We start from the raw sequence: 23373 nt of genomic DNA, 5'->3' as shown, positions 1-23373 counted from the left end.
CATGCCCTTGACCGCTTCGATCCCTGACCGCCGCTACGACCTCGACTGGATTCGGGTCGGCGCGTTCTTCCTATTGATTCTGTACCACGTCGGCATGTTCTACGTGCCCTGGGACTGGCACGTGAAGTCGCCGCATCCGGTCGAGGAACTGGAATTGGCGATGTTCCTGACCAATCCCTGGCGCCTGACGCTGCTGTTCCTCGTTTCGGGCGCGGCGACCCGGTTCATGGCCGACAAGGTCACGGTCGGGAAACTGACCGGGGCGCGGATCGCCCGCCTGCTGCCACCGCTGCTGTTCGCGATGTTCGTGATCGTGCCGCCGCAGTCCTATTACCAGATCGTCGAATACGTGGCCGCTCATCCGGGCGCGTCGCTGCACTTCACCTCCTACGGAGAGTTCTGGACCAAGTACGTCACCGCCTCCGGCCGCTGGTGCACCCCGGAAGGCTGCCTGGTCACCCCGACCTGGAACCACATGTGGTTCGTGGCCTACCTGCTGTTCTACACCCTGGTGCTGGCGGGCCTGCTGCTGGTCTGGCGTCGGCTGGGCGCTCACCTGCAGGCCGCCGCCGAGACGGCCCTGCGTGGCCCCGGCCTGATCCTGTGGCCGATCCTGTTTCTGGGCCTGCTGCGCGCCACCCTCTATCCGCGCTTCGGCGAGACCCACGCCCTGGTCGGCGACCACTACGTGCACGCCGTGTCGTTCTCGGCCTTCCTGCTGGGGTTCGGCCTGGCCAAGTCCGAAACGCTGCGCCAGCGGCTGATCGCGGCCCGCTGGCCCGCCTTGGCCCTGGCCATCGCCGGCTATCTGGGCTGGGCGACCTACGCCTATGTCTATCGCAACGACACGCCGATCCCGCCGGAATGGCTGCGCCCGATCATGCGCTTCGTCCAGGCCACCGACGCCTGGTGCTCGATCGCCGCCATCCTGGGCTTCGGAGCCAAGCACCTGAACCGGGGCGGACCCGCGCTGCGCTACCTGACGCTCGGCGTGTTTCCGTTCTACCTGGTGCACCAGACCCTGATCGTGGTGATGGCCCACCACCTGGCCAAGCTGGGCCTGCCGCAGCCGCTGGAGGCGCTGATCCTGGTCGTCTTCACCTTCGCCGGCTGCTTCGCCACCTACGAGATCGTCCGGCGGATCCCCGGAGTTCGGCTCCTGTTCGGCCTGAAAGGTCAGCCGCCCGCCGAGGCCAGCCGCCCGCCGGTCTTCGCATAGGCCTGGGTCCCGGCGGTGATCACCCGGTCGGCGCTGGTGATCTCGGCGATGCCGAGGTCGCTGGCGCCGGCCAGCCGGTCGTACAGCGGCCCGAAGTCGCGCAGGGTGACCTCCTGCAGGGTCTGGATCGACGGGATGACGAAATAGACCTGCTGGAAATCGTCGATCCGGTAGGGGGTGCGCATCACCCGTTCGAGGTCAAAGCCCAGCCGGTTGGGGGAGGGGTCGTCGAGGGCGAAGATCGACTCGGCGCGGGAGGAGACGATGCCGGCGCCGTAGATGCGCAGGCCCGCGGGGGTCTCCATCAGCCCGAACTCGACCGTGTACCAGTAGAGCCGGGCCAGGTTGGCCAGCCGGCCCAGGCTCAAGGCCCGCCGGCCGCCCTGGCCGTAGGCCTGCATATAGTCGGCGAACACCGGGTCGGTCAGCATCGGCACGTGACCGAACACGTCGTGGAAGACGTCGGGCTCCTGCAGGTAGTCCAACTGGTCGGGCTTGCGGATGAACTGGCCGGCCGGGAACCGGCGATTGGCCAGGTGGTCGAAGAACACGTCGTCGGGCACCAGGCCCGGCACGGCGACCACGCTCCAGCCGGTCAGGCGCTGGAGCTCCTCGTTGATCCGCCGGAAGTCGGGAATGCCCGACCGGTGCAGGTCCAGGGCGTCGAGGCCGCGCAGGAAGGCATCGCAGGCCCGGCCCGGGAGCAGGGCGGTCTGGCGTTCGTAGAGGGTGATCCAGACGTCGTGCTCGGCCTGGGAATAGTTTTCCCAGCCCTGGTCGATCGTCCAATCGGCGGCCGCGCCGGGAGGCGGGCCGCTGCTAAAACCGTCTGCGCTCATGAAGCGACGTTACGCCCGTCTCGCGGCAAGTTCCGTTCGGATTTTGCGCGAGAACCAGGATCGTCCGGAGAGAGCTTGCGCCTAGTGCGAGATCCGGGGGCGAAGCTTGTAGGCGCCGTGGTCGAAGCTCTCGAAGATCACCGCCGCCTGGGGATGGCCCACCGGCTCGCCGGTCTCGTCGGCCAGCAGGTTCTGTTCGGAGACATAGGCGACATAGGTGTTGTCGTCGTTCTCGGCCAGCAGGTGGTAGAACGGCTGGTCCTTGGTCGGCCGGATGTCCTCGGGGATGGAGTTCCACCACTCCTCGGTGTTGGCGAACACCGGGTCGACGTCGAACACCACGCCCCGGAACGGGAAGATCCGGTGCTTGACCACCTGGCCGATCGCGAATTTGGCAAGTCTCGAATTCATGTCGAGCAGCCTACACGAGTCTCCTGACTAGAACCTGAACGTAGACTTCCGTCATCGGATAACAAGGCGAGGCCTTCCGGCGCGGGAATCTCGCCGCTATGCTCGCTTCCGAAGTGAGGTGGTTCGGCATGAATCGCCTGCGAGACAAGGTGGAACGACCATGTCGGAGGCGCCGAGAGCGCCCGGCGCGCCTCAGCCTTCGGGCTCGGGCCGGCGCCGGCCGCCGGGCGAGCAGTCGTGCTATGCGGCGCTCGACCTGGGTACGAACAACTGCCGCCTGCTGGTGGCGACGCCCTCGCCGCGCGGCTTTCGCGTCGTCGAGGCCTATTCCCGCATCGTGCGTCTGGGCGAGGGGCTTTCCCAGACGGGTCAGCTCTCGGACGAGGCCATGGACCGCTCGATGGCCGCCCTGAAGGTCTGCGCCGAGAAGATTCGCCGCCGCAAGGTGGTGCGCGTGAAGGCCGTGGCCACTCAGGCCTGCCGGGGTGCGACCAATGGTCCCGACTTCGTGCGCCGCGTCGCCGAGGAGACCGGCCTTCGGCTGCAGATCATCACCCCCAAGGAAGAAGCCCAACTGTCGGTGGCCGGCTGCATGAGCCTGTTCGACCGCGACGCCGAGGCCGCCCTGGTGGTCGATGTCGGCGGCGGCTCGACCGAACTGTCGTGGGTGGACCTCAAGGGCGGCGGGCTGGACAGCAAGCCGCGCCAGTTCGCGGCCTGGAAGCTGCCGATCAAGGCCTGGCTGTCGATCCCGATCGGCGTGGTCACCCTGGCCGAGCGCTTTCCCGAAGGCGAGCGGGTGGAGGAGGGCTGGTTCCGGGCCATGGTCGACGCGGTCAAGGCGCGGATCGAGGCCTTTCCGCACGCCGAGCCGATGCGGCGACTGTTCGAGAACGGCCGCGCCCACATGGTCGGCACCTCCGGCGCGATCACCAGCCTGGCCGGCCTGCACCTGGGGCTGCCGCGCTACGACCGCAACATCGTCGACGGCTTGTGGATGCAGCGCCACGAGTGCGAGGCGGCCGCCGATCGCCTGCTGACCCTGACCGCCCGGGAGCGGGCCCTGGAGCCTTGTATCGGCGCCGATCGCGCCGATCTGGTGCTGGCCGGAGCGGCGATCCTGCAGGCCGTGCAGGAGCTTTGGCCGTGTTCGCGCGTGCGTGTCGCCGATCGGGGGCTTAGAGAGGGGCTCCTGATGTCCCTGATGTCCGATCAACAGCAAAAGCCGCGCCGGCGTCGGCGAGGCGGCGCGGGTCGGTCGTCCCGCCCCTCGACGGTGAACGCATGAACGACGAACCTCCCCGCAAGCGCATGGTCAAGCCGCCGGCCGGCGGCAACGAGAGCGGCCGGGCCAAGCCGGCGCGGCTGAAGACCGCGTTCGGCCGCACGCCCTCGCAGCAGGCCTGGCTGGAGCGCCAGATCAACGACCCGTTCTCAGCCAAGGCCCGCGCCCTGGGTTATCGCAGCCGCGCGGCGTTCAAGATCAGCGAGATCGACGACAAGTACCGGTTCTTCAAGAAGGGCGCGAAGGTCATCGACCTGGGCTGCGCGCCGGGTGGCTGGCTGCAGATGGCCACCGAGCGCGGGGTGACCGACATCGTCGGCGTCGACCTGCTGCCGGTCGACCCGGTGGCGCCGGCCCATATCCTGGAGATGGACTTCACCGACCCGGCCTGCCCGCCGAAAATGCTGGAGCTGCTGGGCGGCGCGCCGGACCTGGTGATGTCGGACATGGCGCCCAACACCGTCGGTCACCGCGAGACCGACCACCTGCGGATCGTCGGCCTGATCGAGATCGGCGCCGACTTCGCCATTGAGGTGCTCAAGCCCGGCGGCGCCTTCGTCGCCAAGGCCTTCCAGGGCGGCGAGACTGCGGCGGTGATCGCCCAGCTCAAGAAGCACTTCGACAAGGTCGTGCACTTCAAGCCCAAGGCCAGCCGTAGCGACAGCTCGGAGGTCTTCCTCGTGGCGACGGGGTTCAAGGGGCGGTAGAGCGCCCCAAGGAGTTCCCGATATTTCGAGCTTATAAAATAACGTCTAAATTGAATTCGCATGTTCGGATCTCGCCCAAGAAGAGATCGGTCAGATTGCAAGGAAATTAAATCCTCCATTGGATGTGTTTTCCTTGTCTTTTCCCCACTGAAACTGACTGCGGGACGAAATTTGCATTTCGAACTCTTGTGGTGACGAGATTCTGCGCGTGACCATCGTCAGGCGTATTCGACGCGTCACCACGAGAGGCCGTTAGATGTCAAAATCGCTCAGTATCGCCGTCGCTCTCGCCATTGGACTGGCGGCCTCCTCGCCGTCCGCCTTCGCCGCGCCCTGCAAGGACGCCAAGGGCAAGTTCACCAAGTGTCCGGCCGCCGCCCCGGCCAAGCCGGTCAAGTGCAAGGACGCCAAGGGCAAGTTCGCCAAGTGCTCCGCGCCCGGCGCCAAGCCCATTCCCTGAGGCGATCCGGCGGCGTCGAGCCTCGTTCGACGCCGCCGACCCTGAACTTCCGGCCCCCTCGTCACCATTTATGCCGCCAAATCAGGTCGACACGACGGCCCTGCATAGGTATACGCGGCTCGCAAAATGGAGACTCCAATGGAGATTCGCGAAGGGCTCACCTTCGACGACGTTTTGCTCGAACCCGGTCCGTCAGACGTCATGCCTACCCAGGTGACGACCGAGACCAAGTTCACGCGTGAAATCAGTCTGAACATTCCGCTCGTGTCTGCCGCCATGGACACGGTCACCGAAAGCCGGCTCGCCATCGCCATGGCCCAGGCCGGCGGCATGGGCATCCTGCACCGCAACCTGACGGTCGAGGAACAAGCCGACCACGTGCGCGAAGTGAAGCGCTACGAAAGCGGCATGGTCATCAATCCGCTGACCATCAATCCCGACACCACCCTGGCCGAGATCCGCGAGATCAAGGCTCGCCGCAAGATCTCGGGCTTCCCCGTGGTCGAGGCCAAGAGCGGCAAGCTGGTCGGCATCCTGACCAACCGCGACATGCGCTTCGAGGGCGACGACAAGGTGCCGGCCTCGGCGCTGATGACCCGCGAGAACCTGATCACGGTGTCGGAAGGTATCGATCACCGCGAGGCGCGCGAGCTGCTGCGCAAGCACAAGATCGAACGCCTGATCGTCGTCGACGACGCCTATCGCGCCGTCGGCCTGATCACCGTCAAGGACATCGAGAAGGCCCAGGCCCACCCCCTGGCGGCCAAGGACGACAAGGGCCGGCTGCTGGTCGGCGCCGCCTCGACCGTCGGCGACGCCGGCTTCGAGCGCTCGATGGGCCTGGTCGACGCCGGCGTCGACGTGGTCGTCATCGACACCGCCCACGGCCACTCCAGCCAGGTCGCCCAGGCGGTCAGCCGCCTGAAGCGCGAAGCCAACCGCGTGCAGATCGTGGCCGGCAACATCGCCACCTACGACGCCGCCCGCGCCCTGATCGACGCCGGCGCCGACGCGGTCAAGGTCGGCATCGGCCCGGGCAGCATCTGCACCACCCGCATCGTCGCGGGGGTGGGCGTGCCGCAGCTGACCGCCATCGCCGAAGCCGTCCGCGCGGCCCGCGAGAGCGGCACGCCGGTGATCGCCGACGGCGGCATCAAATATTCCGGCGACCTGGCCAAGGCCATCGCGGCGGGGGCCTCGACCGCCATGATGGGCTCGATGTTCGCCGGCACCGAAGAGGCGCCCGGCGAGGTGTTCCTGTACCAGGGCCGCTCGTACAAGAGCTATCGCGGCATGGGTTCGGTAGGCGCCATGGCCCGCGGCTCGGCCGACCGCTACTTCCAGAAGGACATCACCGACAGCTTCAAGCTGGTGCCGGAAGGCATTGAAGGGCAAACGCCGTTCAAGGGCCCGATCGCCCCGGTGCTGCACCAGCTGGTCGGCGGCCTGCGGGCGGCCATGGGCTATGTCGGCGCGCCGGATATCCTGGAGTTCCAGAAGCGGGCCCGCTTCGTACGGATCACCGGCGCCGGCCTGCGGGAGAGCCATGTCCACGACGTGATGATCACCCGGGAAGCGCCGAACTATCCGAGCGCGGTCTAGCCGGTGCGGATGGCGCTCGAACTTCAGATGCTGGGCTGGGCCGTCGTGATCGGCCTGGTCCACCTGCTCTGGGCGGCCGCGGCCGCCCAGCCGCAGCGCGGTCTGAAGTGGAACGTGGGCCCTCGCGACACGCCGGTGGTGCTGACGGGCATGGCGGGGCGCCTTGAGCGCGCGTTCGCCAATTTCCGCGAGACCTTCCCGCTCTTCGCCGCCGCCGTGCTGGTCGCCTATCTAGGCGGTCGGCTGGGCATGCTCTCAGCCCATGGAGCGGTGCTCTATGTCGGCGCGCGGGCGATCTACATCTTTCTCTATGCCTTCGGCGTGCCGGTCATCCGCTCGCTGGTCTGGCTGGCTTCCCTGATCGGCATCGGCCTGATCCTGGCGGCCTTGGTGATCTGAAAGCAAATATGCGCGACGGCGGCAGACTAGCAGCGGCGATCGAGGTCCTGACCGAGATCGAGACGCGTCATTTCCCCGTACGGATGGCGCTGAAGCGCTGGGGCGAGAGCGCCCGCTATGCGGGATCCAAGGACCGCGCCTTCGTGTCGGGCCTGGCGCTGGACGCCCTGCGTCGCAAGCGCTCGCTGGGCTGGATGATGGGCGACGATAGCCCGCGCGGCGTGGTGCTGGGCGTGCTGGCCCAGGACTGGAAGTGGTCGCTGGACCGTATCGCCGAAGCCGCCGGCGAGGACCACGGCCCCGGCGCCCTGACCGACGCCGAGCGCGAGCGCCTGGTCTCGCCCCGGTCCCTGGCCGACGCGCCGGCCCCGGTTGCCGGCGACTACGCCGACTGGCTGCAGCCGCACCTGGCGCGCGCCCTGGGCGCCGACCACGGCGCCGAGATGGCCGCGTTGGCCGAGCGCGCGCCCGTGGACCTGCGCATCAACCTCCTGAAGACCGACGTCGAGCGCGGCGGCAAGGCCGTGGCCCTGATCGGAGCCGAGCCGGCCGGTGTGCTGGACACCGCCTTCCGCATCCCCGCGCCAGGCGCCGCCGACCGCACGCCGTCGGTCGAGGCCGTGCCGGCCTTCTCCAAGGGCTGGTTCGAGGTCCAGGACCTCGGCTCGCAGATCGCCGCCGCCACGGCCGGGCTGATCAAGGGCAAGCAGGTGCTGGATTTCTGCGCTGGGGGCGGGGGCAAGACCCTGGCCTTGGCCGCGGCCATGGGCAACAGCGGCCAGATCTACGCCCACGACAGCGACGCCCGTCGCCTGGCCGACACCATTCGCCGCGGCCAGAGGGCAGGGGTCCGCAACCTGCAGATCCGCTCGCCGATCGAGGGTGAGCCGTTGAAGGGCCTCGAAGGCAAGCTGGACCTGGTGTTCGTCGACGCCCCGTGCACCGGCTCGGGCACCTGGCGCCGCCACCCCGACGCCAAGTGGCGTCTGTCGCCCGACCAGCTGGCCAAGCGCCAGATCGAGCAGGACGCCGTGCTGGCCGACGCCGCCGACTTCGTGAAGCCGGGCGGCCGCCTGATCTACGTTACCTGCTCGCTGCTGGCCGAGGAGAATGAGGACCGCGTGGCGGCCTTCGTCGAGCGCCATCCGGGATTCTCGGTCAAGCCGATCACCCTGGCGGGCGTCGAACGGCACCTGACGCCGGAAGGCTATCTGCGCTTGACCCCGCATCGAGCCGGCACCGACGGCTTCTTCGCCGCGGTGATCGAGCGCGGGTCGTACGCGCCCTAGAGCCCGCCCGACCGCTCACGGTTGGGACGAAAGGGCTCGCAAAGAATGAGATTGCTCCCGACAGGGAGACCGAACCGAAACAATGACGCTGGAGAGCTGCCGCCCATGACCGCCGAACCCCATCACCAGCGCGTCCTGATCGTCGATTTCGGCAGCCAGGTGACCCAGCTGATCGCGCGCCGGGTGCGCGAGGCCGGCGTCTATTGCGAGATCCATCCGTTCGACAAGGCCGAGACCCTGGTCGACGACTATAAGCCTTCGGCGATCATCCTATCGGGCGGTCCGGCCAGCGTGCTGGAAGAGGACAGTCCGCGCATCGGCCGCAAGCTCTTTGACCTGGGCGTGCCGATGCTGGCGATCTGCTACGGCCAGCAGCTGCTGTGCGACGTGCTGGGCGGCAAGGTCGAGGGCGGCCACGCCGGCGAGTTCGGCCGCGCCGAACTGACCATCGGCAAGCCAAGCCCGCTGTTCCAGGGGCTGGCCAGCGTCGGCGAGCCGGAAACCGTCTGGATGAGCCACGGCGACCGCGTCACCGCCATTCCGGAAGGCTTCGAGGTGATCGCCACCTCGACCGGCGCGCCGTTCGCCGCCATCGTCAACGACGCGAGGAAGATCTACGCCGTCCAGTTCCACCCCGAGGTGGTGCACACGGTCAACGGCTCGCGGATCTACAAGAACTTCCTGGCCCTGGCCGGCCTGAAGGGCGACTGGACCATGGCGGCGTTCCGCCAGGAGATGGTCCAAAAGATCCGCGACCAGGTCGGGACCGGCAAGGTGATCTGCGGCCTGTCGGGCGGCGTCGACAGCTCGGTGGCCGCCGTGCTGATCCACGAGGCGATCGGCGCCCAGTTGACCTGCGTGTTCGTCGACACCGGCCTGCTGCGCAAGAACGAGGCCGATCAGGTCGTCACCCTGTTCCGCGACCACTACAACATTCCGCTGATCCACGTGGACGCCGGCGACCTGTTCCTGGGCGAGCTGGCCGGGGTCAGCGACCCAGAGACCAAGCGCAAGACCATCGGCAGGCTGTTCATCGAGGTCTTCGACAAGGAAGCGGCCAAGATCGAAGGCGCGGCGTTCCTGGCCCAGGGCACGCTCTATCCCGACGTGGTCGAGAGCGTCTCGGCCCGCGGCGGCCCCTCGGCGGTGATCAAGAGCCACCACAATGTCGGCGGCCTGCCCGACTACATGAAGCTGAAGCTGGTCGAGCCGCTGCGCGAGCTGTTCAAGGACGAGGTCCGCGCCTTGGGCGTCGAGCTGGGCCTGGCTCCGGCCTTCGTCGGCCGCCACCCGTTCCCCGGCCCGGGCCTGGCCATCCGCATCCCCGGCGAGATCACGCCCGAGAAGGTCAAGGTCCTGCAGGACGCCGACGCCATCTACCTGGAAGAGATCCGCAAGGCGGGCCTGTACGACAAGATCTGGCAAGCCTTCGCCGTGCTGCTTCCCGTCAAGACCGTGGGAGTCATGGGCGACGCCCGCACCTACGAAAACGTCCTGGCCCTGCGCGCCGTCACCTCGACCGACGGCATGACCGCCGACTTCTTCGAGTTCCCCTGGGACGTGCTGGGCAAGACCGCCACCCGGATCATCAACGAGGTCCGCGGCGTCAACCGGGTCGTCTACGACGTCACGTCAAAGCCGCCCGGCACGATCGAGTGGGAGTGACGGTAATATAATACCACATCAACTCAATATCGCGCCGCTCGCAGGCCTCAATTTCAAATGACCCATCAGGGGCGCAACACATGTCGTCCGGTGACCTGAAGCCAACTAAGATCCCATTGCTGGGTGACGTAAAGCGGTGCGAATGCCGCGTGATAGTGTGGCGTGGAAAGACGGGCAATCGGCGATTTTGATGCGATCGCGCCGCAAAGGCTCGGTCCATCGAGGCGCGCCATGGTGTTGGCTGGCCGCTATTCGAAGCAATGGCTGGCCGTCCGAACCTAACGCGAGCCGAACCAACGCAGGCGCTTATAGGTCGGTAAAGGTGTGCTTGAGCTTCCCTGAGAACTTGAATTTTCGCGAGGCGCGACGGACCCAGGCAGGTGTCGGGAGCGCACGAGATTGAATCTTTGACGTTCATCAAAGCTTTGGCAATCGCCAAGATCGAATATATGTATGGCTGGCTTTGTTCGGCGATGGTGAGACGCGGTGCGACTTGCCCGATGGTTGCTGAATTCGAATTTCAAAGCCCTGCCGGACGGCCTGGCTTAGGTTGAGCGTCAGGAGCCGAGCGAATTAGGCTTCGCCGGCTCGACGCCTTCCGGTTGTCGGCCGGCTGCTGGTAAGGACTACAGGCTTGTCGAAGTTCACGGTTCCAGACTTGAAGATCACGCCCCGCGAGGGCTATGCCCGAGGACAGGAGGGCATCGAGCAGATCTTACGGGCCGCCCACAGAGTCCTTGTCGAAGAAGGCTGCGCGGCCCTGACGTTGCGCCGGATCGCTTCCGAATGCGGTCTGCAGGTCGGCAATCTTAACTACTATTTCCGCTCGAAGGACGAGCTTATCTCGGCCCTGCTCGACGCCATCATCGGCGCCTATGAAGACGCCTTCGCGGAGATCGGTCGCGAGCCTGGGGAATCCGCCGAACGGCGTCTCGAAACCTATGTCGGGCTGATCCTCGCCGATATCACGACCAAAAAGACGACGCGGATCTTCCCCGAGCTGTGGGCGCTGGCGAACGTTGATCCGACCGTCCAGACTCGTGTCGACGCGATGTATCGGCGCGCCCGGGCGAAGCTGAATCAACTCATCGCCGAGCTAAACCCAGCGCTGCCCGAGAACGAGCGCGAAACCTTGGCGCTTTTCATCTCGGCTTCCATGGAAGGTCTCACCATCTTCGCGGGCTATGAGAAGCCCTGGCAGCCAAGAATGCCTTGGCTCGAACGCCTGGCCTGCCGCAGCTTCATCGACTTGATCAAGACTCTCGAACCCGGCCAGTTGGGTGATCTGGACTCGGGCGCCTCGCCGTGGGCGCTCCCGGTCGAGCTCAAACCAGAACCCAAGTCGAGCCGAGCTCAGGCACCCTCGCCGGAAGCAAAACAAAGAGCGGCGCGGAAAAAATAGCCCTCAGCGCTGCAGCCGTGCTCACCCGCGCGATCAGACGCCTTCTTGACGCCGAAAAGCTTGACGATTGTCAAAGATTGGTCAAGCGTCCGGAAATGAGGCTGGACTGCTCGGCCGAGGGAGAACGGCGAATGACGGATATGGCTGTAGTTTCTGGCGAGGCGGATGCGCTGAAGGACCAGGCCTGTGCGGTGTGGCATCCGTTGTCGCCGCTCGCGCCAGGCGAAATCGCCGCCGTCGTGTCGATTGTGCGCGCCTCTCCTATCTGTACGGAGCGATCGCGCTTCGAGACGATCGAACTCTTGGAGCCGCCTAAAAGCGAGGTCCGAGCCTTCAAGTCCGGCGACGCCATTGGCCGGGCGGCGCGGGTGAATCTTTTTGACGCCGACCGCGTCGGGGTCACCCGCATGACCGTCTCGATCACCGAAGGCCGCGTCCTTTCGCAGGAGCATTTTCCCGATCAGCGACCGATGATCCAACTCGAGCAGTTCATGCCGATCGAGGATATCGTCCGCGCGGATCCGCGCTTCATCGAAGGCTGCGCCAAGCGCGGCGTCACGGACATGGCGCGGGTCTGCATAGATCCCTGGTCAGCGGGGAATTTCGACGTTCCCGGCGAAGAGGGACGGCACCTTTGCCACGTCTTCGCCTGGCTGCGGCTCTACGAAAACGAGAACTTCTACGCCCATCCGATCGAGGGCTTGAACGCCGTGGTCGACTTGACCAGCGGCCAGGTCATCCGGGTCGACGACTACGGCGTCGTGCCAATCCCGATGACCGAAGTGAACTACGAGGCCCCGCTCCTGGCGTCTGATCGCGCCGCGCCCAAGCCGATCAACGTGACCCAACCCGAAGGGGTCGACTTCCAGATTACAGACGGCGTGCTCACCTGGGACAGGTGGTCGCTCGTCGTCGGCTTCAACGCCCGTGAAGCTCTGACCCTCCACGACATCCGCTATGGCGGCCGGCCCATCCTCTATCGTGCGTCGCTTGTCGAGATGGTCGTGCCGTACGGAACGCCCGACAACGGCCATTTCCGAAAGCATGTGTTCGACATCGGGGAATACGGCGTCGGAAAACTGGCGAACGCATTGACCCTGGGCTGCGACTGTCTGGGCGCCATCGAATATCTCGACGTCCACCTGAACCAGATGGATGGCTCGGTGATGACGATCAAGCAAGCGATCTGCATCCATGAAGAAGACTCCGGCCTTCTGTGGAAACACACGGATTTCCGCACGGAACGGACTGAAGTCCGGCGGGCGCGCAAGCTGGTCATTTCAACCATCGCCACCGTCGGAAATTACGAATACGCCCTCTATTGGTACCTGTTCCTCGACGGAACCATCGAGTTCGAGATCAAGGCGACGGGCATCATCAATACAGCCGCCTGTCTGCCGGGCCATCCGGGCAAGTACGGCACGGAAGTCGCGCCGGGCCTGGTCGGGCACATCCACCAGCACATTTTCTGCGCCAGGCTGGACATGGCCGTGGACGGCGACGCGAACAGCATCGTCGAGTGCAACAGCTACGCGGAACCCGAGGGACTGGAAAATCCCTATGGGAACGCGTTCTACGACGAGCCGACCGTGCTGAAGACAGAACTGGCGGCCTGCCGTCGGGCCAATCCGGAAACCATGCGGTACTGGAAGGTCATCAACCCCAACGCTCGCAACCGTGTCGGCGCGCCGACGGCCTATAAGTTGGAAGCGTCCCACGCCGTTACGCCGTTCGTGCGTGCCGACAGCTACTCGGGTCGGCGCGCGGGCTTCGTGCAGAACCATCTGTGGGTTACAGCCTTCGATCCCGAGGAACGATATCCCGCCGGCGAGTACATGAACCACTCGACGGGGGAGGGCGGCCTGCCCAGTTTCGTCGCCAAGGACCGGCCGATTGAAAACGCCGATATCGTCCTATGGCACGTGTTCGGTCTGCACCATCCCGTGCGGATCGAAGATTTCCCCGTCCAGCCCTGCATCACGACGGGGTTCAAGTTGATGCCGACAGGGTTCTTCGACCAGAACCCGGCCATCGATCTTCCGCCCGCGACCAACAAGGCGAGTTGCTGCGCCAGCGCGTCGTCATAGGCGGCGTCGGCGATGGAAGGCCTCGATCTCCTTGCGGGCTTCCTCACCGGCCTGGCAAGCAGCGCCCATTGCGTCGGCGTCTGCTCGGGCGTCTCGTTCGCCCTGCTGACGCCGACGTCCCGCTCGACGACGGCAAGATGGTCGAGCGTCGTCGGCATCCATGGCGGCCGCATGCTGGGCTACACGATCGGCGGAAGCCTGGTGGGCCTCAGCGGCGGCGGCTTGGGCGCACTGCTCAACCTGGCGGGGCTGAACCCGGTCATGCGCTGGCTCGCCGCCGGCGTACTGGTCTGGACCGGTCTTTCGATCGTGGGCTTCGCGCCGACGCCACGCTTGGCCGACCGATGGCTGCCTCGTTTGCGGCCGATGCCCTTTATCGGAGGCGAGGGGCGACTTCGCCCTTTGCTCGCCGGCCTCGGCTGGAGCCTGATGCCATGCGGCATGGTCTACCTCGCGCTCTTCAATGCTAGCCTCACCGGAAGCCCGCTGCGTGGCGCGGCTTACATGGCGGCGTTTGCGCTCGGGACGATGCCGGCCCTGGGCGCGGCCTGGTGGGCCGCCTTCGCCATGTTGAAGAGCTCGGGGGGCAGGGCGCCCCAGCCGCGGCGACGCCTCGTCCTTGGATTTGTCCTCGTCGCGCTGGCGCCCCTGTCGCTTCTGGTGGCCAGCCCGGACTTCTATCGCACCCTCTGCAAAGGCCCATGAATCATGGTTGATCGCGGATCCACCGGACTGCGCCGCAACGCGGTCGGCTCGGCCCACATCGTCTTCTTCGTCGTGGCCGCCGCCGCCCCGCTCACGGCCGTGGTCGGCCCGTCGACGGCGGCCTTCGCCTTCGGAACCGGACCGGGGGTGCCGGCGGCGTTTCTCCTCGTCGGCGCCTTCTACCTGCTCTTCAGCGTCGGCTTCACGGCGATGAGCCGGTTCATCGCCACCTCAAGCGGCTTCTACGCCTATGTGGCGCAAGGGCTGGGGCGGGAGGCCGGCGTTGCGACCGCGGTCATGGCGCTGGCCTCCTACCAGGCGATCGCCGTCGGAGCCTACGGCCTGCTCGGATTCTTCGCCCACCAGGCCGCGATGGATCTGTTTCAGCTGAACCTGCCCTGGTGGCTGGCGTCGATCGTCGCCGCCGGGATCGTGCACTGGTGCGGTCGCCGAGCCGTGACGTTCAGCGGCTGGGTTCTCGCCGTCTGCATGGCTTGCGAGGTCGCCGTGCTGATCGCCCTGGGCGCCGCGATCCTGGGTCGCGAAGGCCTTGGAGCGGCGCCGGCGGCGGCGTCGTCGTTCTCCCATCTGTTCGGGCCGGGGCTCGGCGTGACCTTGGTCTTCGTGGTCTCGTCCTTCATCGGTTTCGAGGCCACGGTCATCTTTGGCGAAGAAGCTCGCGACCCAAAGCGGACAATTCCCCGCGCGACCTACGCCGCGGTGCTGCTGATCGCGCTGTTCTACGCCTTCAGCACCTGGACGATCCTGATCCACTACGGAGCCGGGAACGTTGCGGCCGTGGCCAAAGCAAATCCCGGCGGTTTCTATCTCGACGTCATATCCGCCCTGCTTGGCGGGCCGGCTCGGATCGCGGCCGATCTGCTCCTACTCACCAGCGTGTTCGCTTGCGTCCTCTCCTTTCATGCGACGATCGCCCGCTATCTTTCGTCGATGGCCCACGAGAAGCTCTGCCATTCCTCCCTGGCGGCTGTTCACCCCGTTCATCTGTCGCCGCACGTCGCGGGTCTGGTGCAGACCCTCGCCACGGTCGCGGCGATCGGCCTTGGCGCCCTGTTGCGCCTTGACCCCTACGGTCAGCTGTTCGCCTGGGCGGGCGCCTTTGCGAGCTTGGGGATCCTGGCGATCCAGTGTCTCACCTCCGTCGCCGTGTTGGGGTTCTTCAGGTCCGACCCTCGCGATGTCGGCTTTTTCCGGCGGGTCGTCGCGCCTCTGGGAAGCGCCCTTGGGCTTGGCGGCGCGCTGGTCCTGTCCATCGTCAACCTTCCGCTGCTGTCGGGAAGCACGTCCAAGGCGGTCATGATCCTTCCCCTGCTTGTGTTGGCGGTCGCGGCCGCCGGCTATGGGATGGCCCGTCGGATGCGTGTGTCTCGGCCAGAGCACTATGCAAGGCTCGCCTTCTCCGACCAGGCGGTGTCGGCCGAGATTTCCTGACGCTCGGCGCGAAGGTTGTCCTTCGGCCCGAGCAGGGGTGCTCTTTCGGCCGTTTGTGCAGACGCCGCGTGGTTCTGGACCCGAGCGAAATCCGCGAATTTATGCCGATGCTTCAGGCGCCTCGCGCCCCCAAAGAGGCAGTGAAGAATATCGGTCATTCGACCAAAGTTTGGCAATTGACCGATATTGTGTCCCTACCTAACCCTTTCCTCAGGACCGACGGGAAAGTCGATGCTCGGAAGGCCAAGAGGCGCGCCGAGCTATCCCCGCCGAACCATCCGCTGACCGTGGATCGAGCCGTGCGGAGCTGACCACCCGCCGAGCTGTACTGACGCCTGGTCGCGTTGAGCGGCGCGAGCCGACGGATTTCTGAAGGGGGATTGAAATGAAGTTCAAGTCTGGGCCGTTGGCGGCCGGTTTCCTGGTCACCTTGGCGCCTGCTCTCGTGCAAGCCCAGGCGGTCGCTCCGAAACCGCCGAACGCCGCCGTGGCGGAGACGGTGACGGAGGTGGTGGTGACGGCGCAGAAGCGCTCGGAAAAGCTCAGCGACGTTCCGATCTCCATCACCGCCCTCGGCGCGGCGCAACTGACCGCCCGGCATGTCTCCAGTCTGTCGGACCTAACCAGCGCGGCGCCCAACCTTCATGCCATAGGCACGGTGGGTGATGACACGCCGATCTTCGCGTTGCGGGGCGTGTCGATGTCCGACTACAGCCTCAACCAATCGGGTCCGATCGCGACCTATTATGACGAGGCCTACGTCGGCAATTTCGCGGAGTTCGGCGTTTCGCTGTTCGATATCGAGCGGATCGAAGTGCTGCGTGGCCCGCAAGGCACCCTCTACGGCCGTAACTCCACGGGCGGGGCCGTCAATCTGATCGCCAACAAGCCGACGTTCGAAAATTCCGGAGACCTCACGGTCGGCTACGGCAACTATGGTCGGAAGGAAGCCAGCGGCGCCTTCAACACCTTCTTCGGGGATCAGGTCGCCGTGCGCGCCGCCTTTTCCGCCGCCCAGGCCGACGGCTGGTTCAAGAACACCAACGGACCGGACCTGAACGCCACGCGCAACATTGGTGGACGGCTATCGGTCCTCTACCAGCCGAACGATAACTTTGACGCGATCCTGCGGGTGTCGGCCAGTTACGCCAATCCGAGGAACTATGGAATTCTTGCCGATCCCGGCGCCTCGGGGATCGGCGCGGGCGTCTACACGGCGTTTCACGAGCTGTTTCCAGCGTCGAACCCGAACGTCGATGATTTTCGGACGGGTCTGAACAATCGTACGCTGTCGGCGGACTACACGCCTCGCCGCAAGAACCGGGCTGAAGCGGCTTCGCTGAACATGAACTGGAAGCTCGCCGAGGGCCTGACCGTGACCTCGGTCACCTCGGGCAACAAGGCGGTGCTTTTCGTGCCTGAAGACACCGACGGCAGCCCGCTGAAAGCGCTGGAGATCCCCTACTACGATCGGGTGAGGCAGGTCGCGCAGGACCTGAGGGTCTCCTACGATCGCTCCGCGCGGGTGAAGCTGACCGCCGGCGCCTACGCCAGTCGCGAGTTCGTCTACAATTCCACCAACTTCAAGATCTACCAGAACATCGACGCTAATGGCGATAGTGTCATCAACAGTCAGGACTGCATCGACGCGTTCCCCGTCGCCTGTCAGATCAAGAACAGCTTCAATCAGAAGAAGACCAGTCTCGCCTTCTACAGCGACGGGCAATATAGGCTGACCTCGGCCCTGACGCTGCGGGCGGGTCTACGCTACACGGATGACCGCGGCGTGCTGAACGCGTTCAAGTCTCAGGCGATCGGCGCCGATGAGGTCGTGGTGATGAACCTCATTCCTGGATCGACCACGGACCTGGATGCGACGACCGGCGCCCGGTTTCACAATACCGATCTCTCGGGAAAACTTGGCCTGGATTACAAGACTGACGGGGGAACCCTGCTCTACGCGGTCGCCTCACGAGGTTATCGCGGCAGCGGCTTCAACGCCCAGGCCTTCTTCGACCCTTCGGAATTGACGGTCGCCAAGCCTGAAGCGCTCAAGGCGATGGAGACGGGCCTGAAGACGCAGTTTTTCGAGCGCAGGCTGCAGTTATCCACCGCCATATTTTATTATAGCTACAAGAACCAGCAGTTCATCAACGTCGACCCGATCACGACCGCTCAACAACTTCAGAACCTGCCGAAATCGCAAGTCTACGGCGCTGAGATCGAGTTCGTCGGCAAGCCGTTCAGGACTTTGACCCTCTCGGGTGGGCTGGGGCTTCTATCCTCCAAGATCATCGAGGGTTCAGTCGGCGGCGTCGATGTCCATGGCCACCAGCTGGCGAATGCACCCAAGGTCAGCCTTAGCCTCGCCGGCGACTGGCAAGCCATCGACCAGCCTTGGGGGCAGGTGACGCTTCATCTCGATGGTGTGGTCAACAGCAAGCAATATTTCGATGTTCTGAACAATAATGCCCAAGCTCAATCGAGTTATGCCCTGCTCAATGGCCGCGTGGCCTATCGAACGCCCAGCCAAGCCCTTGAGATCGCGGTCTGGGCCAAGAACATCGCTGACGAGTTCTACTATACCTCGCGCATCAGCGTCGCCGGGTTCGGCTTCAACTATCAACATCTCGGTGAGCCGCGCACCTTCGGCGTCACGGGGACGTACCGGTACTGAAGTCCGCCAACGACAGGTATCGAAGCGGCATCGTCTTCGCTCGGGAGAGGCCGGGCGGAGACGACGCCGTCACGCACCAACGCCGCCGGATCGGCCGTGAAGCGAATCTGGATGATCGGATTGTCGGCCCGCGCCTTGGCGGCGGACAGGCCGATCATCAACGTGGCGAGCGCGAACGAGACAGCCTCAAGAGCATGGATAGAGATCCAAGGCGGCGTCGGGTCAGGGCGTGATGGTGACGATCACCCGCTTGTAGCGGGTGAGGGGCGGGGCGCCCTTGTCGGTCACCCGAACGATGAAGTGGGCCTCACGTGGCGCGGTGACGGTTGGCGCGGTGAAATCGACCGTATGGATGTTCGCGGCGATGCCGTTGGGGATCACCGACTGCCAGTGGCCGACCTCCTGATAGTGCAGCCATTGGAAGCTCAGGCTGTCGCCATCGGGATCGGTGCTGTCGACCGCGCTCAAGACGAAGCGCTGGCCCGATTTCACGGTCAATCGATCAGGGTGAGCGAGCCGAACCTCCGGCGGGTGGTTGGCCTGCGCGAACGGCCGCGTCGTCCAGTCCATCCGCGCGGCGAAATCGTTCTGCAGATCGTCGCGCCATCGCCAGATTCCGGCGCGGAAGTCCTTGGATCGCTCGGCCGAGGTGTGAGCGCGGCCAAAGTCCTGGGCGGCCTGCGGCGCGAACGTATCGATCGCGTTGGTCCAGATCGGCCGGGTCTCCGGCTCGATGGTCACCCCGCTGAAACCGCTCGGATCGGTGGTGGCGACGTCCGGCTTATAGAGCTCGTAGCGGCCGCCCCATCCGCCCCAGTCCGGGTGTTCGGGATCGCTCAGGCCGTTGGGGATCAGCGACAGGAAGGCCGGCGTATCGCCTTCCATGCCGTAGGATACGTCGGGGTAGATAGCCCCGAGGGGGCCATGGCCTTGCTGGATGTTATCGCGCAGCCAGCTGTTGCTGACCATGCGGTTGTCGGCGCCGTCGATGACCGTGTGAATGCCGGTCCAGGTTCCCGCGCCATAGCCGCCGGGACTGACGACGTAGAACAGCTCTGGAAAGTTCCGGCGGATCCAGGGCCCGCCATCGTCCTGGTCCGAGATCGTATAGACCCGCAGCTTGGCGATCAGGCGGGCGGCCGCTTCGGGCGGGCGCGTCTCGCGGATCGTCTGGAGGGCCTGGGCCAGCGTGTTGACGCCGCCCCACACCGAGATCCAGAGCGGGCGTGGATCGTCGCGCTCCAGCGCCTGGATGATCAGCCGCGACCCGGCCGTATCCTTGCCCGTCCCGACCGCGGCCATGCCATAGCCTGGTTGTCCCTCGCTCACCAGAGCGGCGAGCCGGTCGGGCGTCGGGAAACCGGCCTCGTGCTTGGCTAGGTTCGGGCGGACCTTGGCATAGGCCTGGATGATGCGGCGGATCGACTCCGGATGCGTCGAGGTCTTCATGTGGATCGATGTCGTGGCCACCAGCCCTTCCAGGTCGATCTGGTTGGCGTAGAGCATGAGCCGCACGAAGGATTGGGTGTCGTCGGGATCGGCCTCGATGTCGCTCAGCACGATCATGCGCTGGCGCTCCGGCGACGCTGGAAGCGGCGTCTGCGCGGCCACGGGCCAGGCGAAGGCGGCCAGCGTGGCGACGATCGCCAGCAGCCTCGTCAGCTTGCGAGGGCGTTTTTCCCGTTGTCCGTCCCGGCCCGCTTGGGCGCCGGTCCCAGGCGTTCGCCCGACCGCGAATAGATCCGTTGCGCCTTTCATTGGGCCGCTACGCGCTGGTCGTTGGATTTGGCGCTCACCGAGGCCTGGCGAGCATCGCGAGTGCAGCAGCGGCCAATCATTGAACCCCCTAACGTCTTATCGCTTTTGTCTGACTATTGGTACCGCAACCATTGATCAATGCGAAGCGGGATTCCGTCGCAGTTCCGCAGGAGCGGAAAGCACCGTCTGACTGCGAGAGGGCGGTGGCGTAGTCTGGCGCAGAAATCGGCGGATTGGCATAGCGAGTGAGAGCCCCATGATGCTTCCATGGTCTCTTAGCCGCCCGCTCAGCGATCCTGATGCGCCAATTCCTCGAAATAGGCTCTGAGTGCGCGGGGCTCCTTGTTCAGGATCGCGGCCAACGTCAGTGGATTGCCGAGCAGATCGTGTCGATCATAGTGTTCGAACATCGTCCTCTGGGCTTGGGGAACATCGCCCAGTACATCCAGGTCTCGACGCTCTTTGATTTCGCGACCCAGCACTACGCTTATGAGGCCGGCAATGTCCCGGCGGTTCCAATATCCAGGCGCGCAGAGCTCAAACGTGCCGTGGAGCAGTCGGTCCTCGGTCAGCGCGATCGCTGCGACGTCCGCGACATCGCGATAGTCCACCAGAGAGAAACGTGTATCTGCCGACCACGGCTCAACCAGTGCCCCGTCCTTGATCACTTTGGGCCAGAAGGTCGCATAATTTTGATAGAACCGGGCAGGATGGAGAAACGTGTACGCCATGCCCGAAGTCAAGATAGCCTCCTCGACGGGGACCTTGGCGGCGTGGTTGGGGAGCACGGATAGGACTGGGTGGATGACCGCCGAGAATACGATCCGCCGAACGCCGGCGCGGACAGCCGCCTCAACCACACTTTTCCCAACTTCGGCTTCGTCCCGCATGAAAGCCGGGGCAATATAGAATAGGGAATCTACGTCCTTGAGCGCGGCGTCGAGTTTCTGCCGGTCACGAAGATCGCCGACCGCGACCTCAGCTGCACCGCTGCTGCGCGCCTGATCGGCATGCTCAGGCCGATGGACGAGACCCCGTACTCTTGCGCCGCGCTGCACCAGGGCCGGAACGACGGAGGCGGCAAACCTGCCGGCTGCACCGATTGCAAGGGTCGTCATGATCGAGCGTCCATGTCATGCGGGCGCATCGGAGAACCTGAATCCCGGAAATTCCGGAAGCCGCCATGTGCCACTCAACGCCCATTGGCGTCCAACGCGACTTAGGCGCGACGAGTTCCGTGCGTAGGCCGACCGACGGCGCCACGAGAGCGGTCTGCCTGTATCCTGATCGAAGAACCAAGCCGATGCCGCGTCGAACGCGCGACGCCAGCCGGAGCTCGCCTCCGCGCGCGTTCCTGCCCATTGCGCTATGTCTTAGCGGCTAGGGCGTCCATCGGCGCGATTCCGTGTTGCGGCATGGCGCAAGGGGTCGGACAAAATCAGCGAGAGTCGCGGACTATACATATGAAAAAGAGCCTAAACGCCCAACCAAACCAGAGCCTTATCGACGGTATAACAACGTTGCAGGCTTTGGCGAACGCCGACGGGCCCATAGGCAACCGCGAGTTGGCGCGGCAATTGGGACTCGAGCCGACGCGCGTGAACCGGTTGCTTCGCACGCTTGCCTATCTTGGGATCGCCCAGCAGAACGCCAACCGAAAATATATGCCTGGTCCGGGCATGCACGTGATCGCCGCCCAAAGTCTTTACGCCTCGGGTTTGCTGCGTCGCGCGCTTCACCCGCTGGAGCGGCTCATGGAGACCGGCTACCTTGTCGCGTTGGGGGTGTTGTGGCGCGACAGCGTCGCCTATCTGTTCCACGCCGACCCGAAATCGAGCGACCGTCGCGGCTTCATCGGCTCGCAAGCCCTTTATCCCGCCACGCTGTCGGGGATCGGCATGGCGCTTCTGGCCTCGATGGAAACCGAGGACGTGCTCGCCACCTACGGAGCGATGGAAACCATTCCAGGTTTCCCGGGCGGGGCCGACGCCTTGCTCGAGGAACTGGAGCGGATCCGGACGTTGGGCTACGCCCACATCTATTCGGCGCCTGAAAAGGGGCACCACACCGTAGCTGTGGTCGTGGGCGACCCTGTCGAGTGCGCCATTGGTTTTTCGGGCGCGATCTCGCCCGAACGCGCCGCGGATCTGGCCCACATTCTCCATGAGACCGCCCGCCGCATCGGGCTTGGCGAGGTGGAGACCGCCAGCCTTGCCGATCTCGAGAAGAGGCGCAGCCTGCCTCAGCCCGCGATCTGAGGCTGAGGCTTGACCTTACGGCACCGGGCGACGAGACATAGCGCCAGCGGGTGCAAGACCGCCATGCAGAGAAACACCGCGCCATAGGAGCGCCACGTCACGAGGGCGCCCACGATATAGGTCGAGGCCATGCCGCCCAGCCCGGATCCCGCGCCGATCAGACCGAAAGCGGTGCCGACGGCCTGGGTTGGAAACAGATCGGTGATAAGCGCGGAAAGATTCACCAGCCAGGCTTGATGACAGAAGCTCACCAGCGCGGCGATCGCAAAGATCAGCGGGAGATCCGGACCCGCGGCGATGATCGCCCCGAGCGGGGCGAGCAGGGCGGCGGCGGCCATGATCGAGAGGCGCCCCTTGACGGGGGACTTCAGCCACCGGCCCGTCACGCCGGACGCCATCCCCCCCAGGACGCTGCCGAAATCCGCCGCCAGATAGATGACCCAGGCCAGTCGAGCGACGTCGAGCAGCGTGAGATGGCGATCCTCCATCAGGTACTTCGGAAACCAGAACAGGTAAAAATACCAAACCGGGTCCGTCAAAAGGCGGGCGATCAGAAGCCGCCAAAGGTGCGGTGTGGTCAGAAGGCCCTTCCAATCGGCTCTCTTGCGATCTTCCCGTTCGCCGGCGGGCCGCGGCGGAACGACGAAAAGCCAGACGACCAGCCAGACCAGGCCCAGCGCGCCCGTGATGACAAAGGTGGCGCGCCAGCCATGGCTAAGCGCTAGCCAAGCGACGAGCGGCGGCGCGATCGTGGCTCCGACCATGGCGCCGGCGGTATAGATGCCGATCGCCAGGCCGCGTTTTTCCGGTTCGAAGCGTTCGGCGACGATGCGTGGCGCCGCCGTGTAGTTTCCGGCTTCGCCCAAGCCTAGCAGGAACCGCGTAGCGCCCAACTGCGCGATATTGTGGGTCAACCCCGTGAGCATGTTGGACATCGACCACCATCCCACGAACAAGGCCAAACCGACGCGGGTCCCAAGAATGTCGGTCAGCCGACCGGCGACGACATAGGAAATCGTGTATGAAATGAGGAACATCTGCACGATGAAGGCGTAGCCGATGTTGTCGATTCCAAGATCTTTTTGGATCGTCGTGGCCAGAATCGACAGCGCCTGACGGTCGAGATAGTTCAGGACCGTCGACAAGAACAGCATCGCC

19 protein-coding genes are annotated in these 23373 nt (G+C 65.2%); 14 read left to right on the top strand and 5 right to left on the bottom strand.

What is annotated here, in order from left to right; all coding sequences use genetic code 11:
• The first annotated feature begins 1 nt into the window (after position 1).
• A complete protein-coding gene (locus J2X41_RS01325; RefSeq protein ID WP_310079014.1) occupies positions 2-1219 on the top strand; it encodes an acyltransferase family protein in 1218 nt (405 codons plus the stop codon).
• On the opposite strand, the gene phhA is transcribed toward J2X41_RS01325, so the two are convergent.
• Together phhA and hspQ are read right to left on the bottom strand one after the other, a co-directional pair.
• The gene (gene phhA, locus J2X41_RS01320; RefSeq protein ID WP_310079013.1) at positions 1177-2058 is read right to left on the bottom strand and encodes a phenylalanine 4-monooxygenase; all 882 of its coding nucleotides are present in this window, start codon (positions 2056-2058) and stop codon (positions 1177-1179) included. The genes J2X41_RS01325 and phhA overlap by 43 nt on opposite strands.
• A gap of 81 nt (positions 2059-2139) precedes the next feature.
• Positions 2140-2469, bottom strand: a complete 330-nt coding sequence (gene hspQ, locus J2X41_RS01315; protein WP_145687186.1) for a heat shock protein HspQ — start codon at positions 2467-2469, stop codon at positions 2140-2142.
• A 160-nt stretch (positions 2470-2629) separates the two neighbouring features.
• On the opposite strand from hspQ, the gene J2X41_RS01310 reads away from it, so the two are divergent.
• The 12 genes from J2X41_RS01310 (at position 2630) to J2X41_RS01255 (ending at position 18199) form a co-directional block, all read left to right on the top strand.
• Complete coding sequence (locus J2X41_RS01310) at positions 2630-3757, top strand: Ppx/GppA phosphatase family protein (protein ID WP_310079010.1); 1128 nt, start codon at positions 2630-2632, stop codon at positions 3755-3757.
• On the top strand, positions 3754-4461 hold the full coding sequence (locus tag J2X41_RS01305) for an RlmE family RNA methyltransferase (protein WP_028038611.1): 708 nt from the start codon (positions 3754-3756) through the stop codon (positions 4459-4461). Before J2X41_RS01310 ends, J2X41_RS01305 begins: the two co-directional genes overlap by 4 nt.
• Positions 4462-4717: 256 nt before the next feature.
• A complete protein-coding gene (locus tag J2X41_RS01300; protein ID WP_310079007.1) occupies positions 4718-4921 on the top strand; it encodes a hypothetical protein in 204 nt (67 codons plus the stop codon).
• A 138-nt stretch (positions 4922-5059) separates the two neighbouring features.
• Entirely contained in the window at positions 5060-6523 is a 1464-nt protein-coding gene (gene guaB / locus J2X41_RS01295) for an IMP dehydrogenase (RefSeq protein WP_310079005.1), read from the top strand.
• A 3-nt stretch (positions 6524-6526) separates the two neighbouring features.
• Positions 6527-6922 (top strand): MAPEG family protein, encoded by a 396-nt coding sequence (locus J2X41_RS01290; protein ID WP_404979856.1) that lies wholly within the window; start codon positions 6527-6529, stop codon positions 6920-6922.
• 8 nt (positions 6923-6930) lie between these two features.
• Entirely contained in the window at positions 6931-8211 is a 1281-nt protein-coding gene (locus tag J2X41_RS01285) for an RsmB/NOP family class I SAM-dependent RNA methyltransferase (RefSeq protein WP_310079000.1), read from the top strand.
• A gap of 105 nt (positions 8212-8316) precedes the next feature.
• The gene (guaA, locus tag J2X41_RS01280; RefSeq protein WP_310078998.1) at positions 8317-9876 is read left to right on the top strand and encodes a glutamine-hydrolyzing GMP synthase; all 1560 of its coding nucleotides are present in this window, start codon (positions 8317-8319) and stop codon (positions 9874-9876) included.
• Positions 9877-10510: 634 nt separating this feature from the next.
• The gene (locus J2X41_RS01275) at positions 10511-11278 is read left to right on the top strand and encodes a TetR/AcrR family transcriptional regulator (protein WP_310078996.1); all 768 of its coding nucleotides are present in this window, start codon (positions 10511-10513) and stop codon (positions 11276-11278) included.
• 131 nt (positions 11279-11409) lie between these two features.
• Positions 11410-13365 carry a primary-amine oxidase gene (locus J2X41_RS01270; protein WP_310078995.1) on the top strand — a complete coding sequence of 652 codons (1956 nt, stop codon included), beginning with the start codon at positions 11410-11412 and terminating at the stop codon, positions 13363-13365.
• A gap of 12 nt (positions 13366-13377) precedes the next feature.
• Entirely contained in the window at positions 13378-14070 is a 693-nt protein-coding gene (locus J2X41_RS01265) for a sulfite exporter TauE/SafE family protein (RefSeq protein WP_310078993.1), read from the top strand.
• A 3-nt stretch (positions 14071-14073) separates the two neighbouring features.
• Positions 14074-15522 (top strand): APC family permease, encoded by a 1449-nt coding sequence (locus tag J2X41_RS01260; RefSeq protein ID WP_310078991.1) that lies wholly within the window; start codon positions 14074-14076, stop codon positions 15520-15522.
• 385 nt (positions 15523-15907) lie between these two features.
• On the top strand, positions 15908-18199 hold the full coding sequence (locus tag J2X41_RS01255; RefSeq protein ID WP_310078989.1) for a TonB-dependent receptor: 2292 nt from the start codon (positions 15908-15910) through the stop codon (positions 18197-18199).
• A 222-nt stretch (positions 18200-18421) separates the two neighbouring features.
• Here the strand turns inward: J2X41_RS01255 and J2X41_RS01250 are convergent, their stop codons facing one another.
• Together J2X41_RS01250 and J2X41_RS01245 are read right to left on the bottom strand one after the other, a co-directional pair.
• A complete protein-coding gene (locus J2X41_RS01250) occupies positions 18422-19957 on the bottom strand; it encodes a nucleoside hydrolase-like domain-containing protein (protein WP_404979854.1) in 1536 nt (511 codons plus the stop codon).
• A 287-nt stretch (positions 19958-20244) separates the two neighbouring features.
• Entirely contained in the window at positions 20245-21075 is an 831-nt protein-coding gene (locus J2X41_RS01245) for an NmrA family NAD(P)-binding protein (RefSeq protein ID WP_310078984.1), read from the bottom strand.
• Positions 21076-21420: 345 nt separating this feature from the next.
• Between J2X41_RS01245 and J2X41_RS01240 the strand changes: the two genes are divergently transcribed.
• Positions 21421-22215 (top strand): helix-turn-helix domain-containing protein, encoded by a 795-nt coding sequence (locus tag J2X41_RS01240; RefSeq protein WP_310078981.1) that lies wholly within the window; start codon positions 21421-21423, stop codon positions 22213-22215.
• Here J2X41_RS01240 and J2X41_RS01235 read toward each other — a convergent pair.
• The gene (locus tag J2X41_RS01235; RefSeq protein WP_310078979.1) at positions 22200-23360 is read right to left on the bottom strand and encodes an MFS transporter; all 1161 of its coding nucleotides are present in this window, start codon (positions 23358-23360) and stop codon (positions 22200-22202) included. The genes J2X41_RS01240 and J2X41_RS01235 overlap by 16 nt on opposite strands.
• Between the last annotated feature and the right edge of the window lie 13 nt (positions 23361-23373).

It is taken from the genome of Caulobacter sp. BE254, from assembly GCF_031457295.1.
Classification (GTDB): Bacteria; Pseudomonadota; Alphaproteobacteria; order Caulobacterales; family Caulobacteraceae; genus Caulobacter.
The sequence above is the reverse complement of the archived record's forward strand: the minus strand, read 5'-3'. Positions and strand labels throughout refer to the sequence as shown.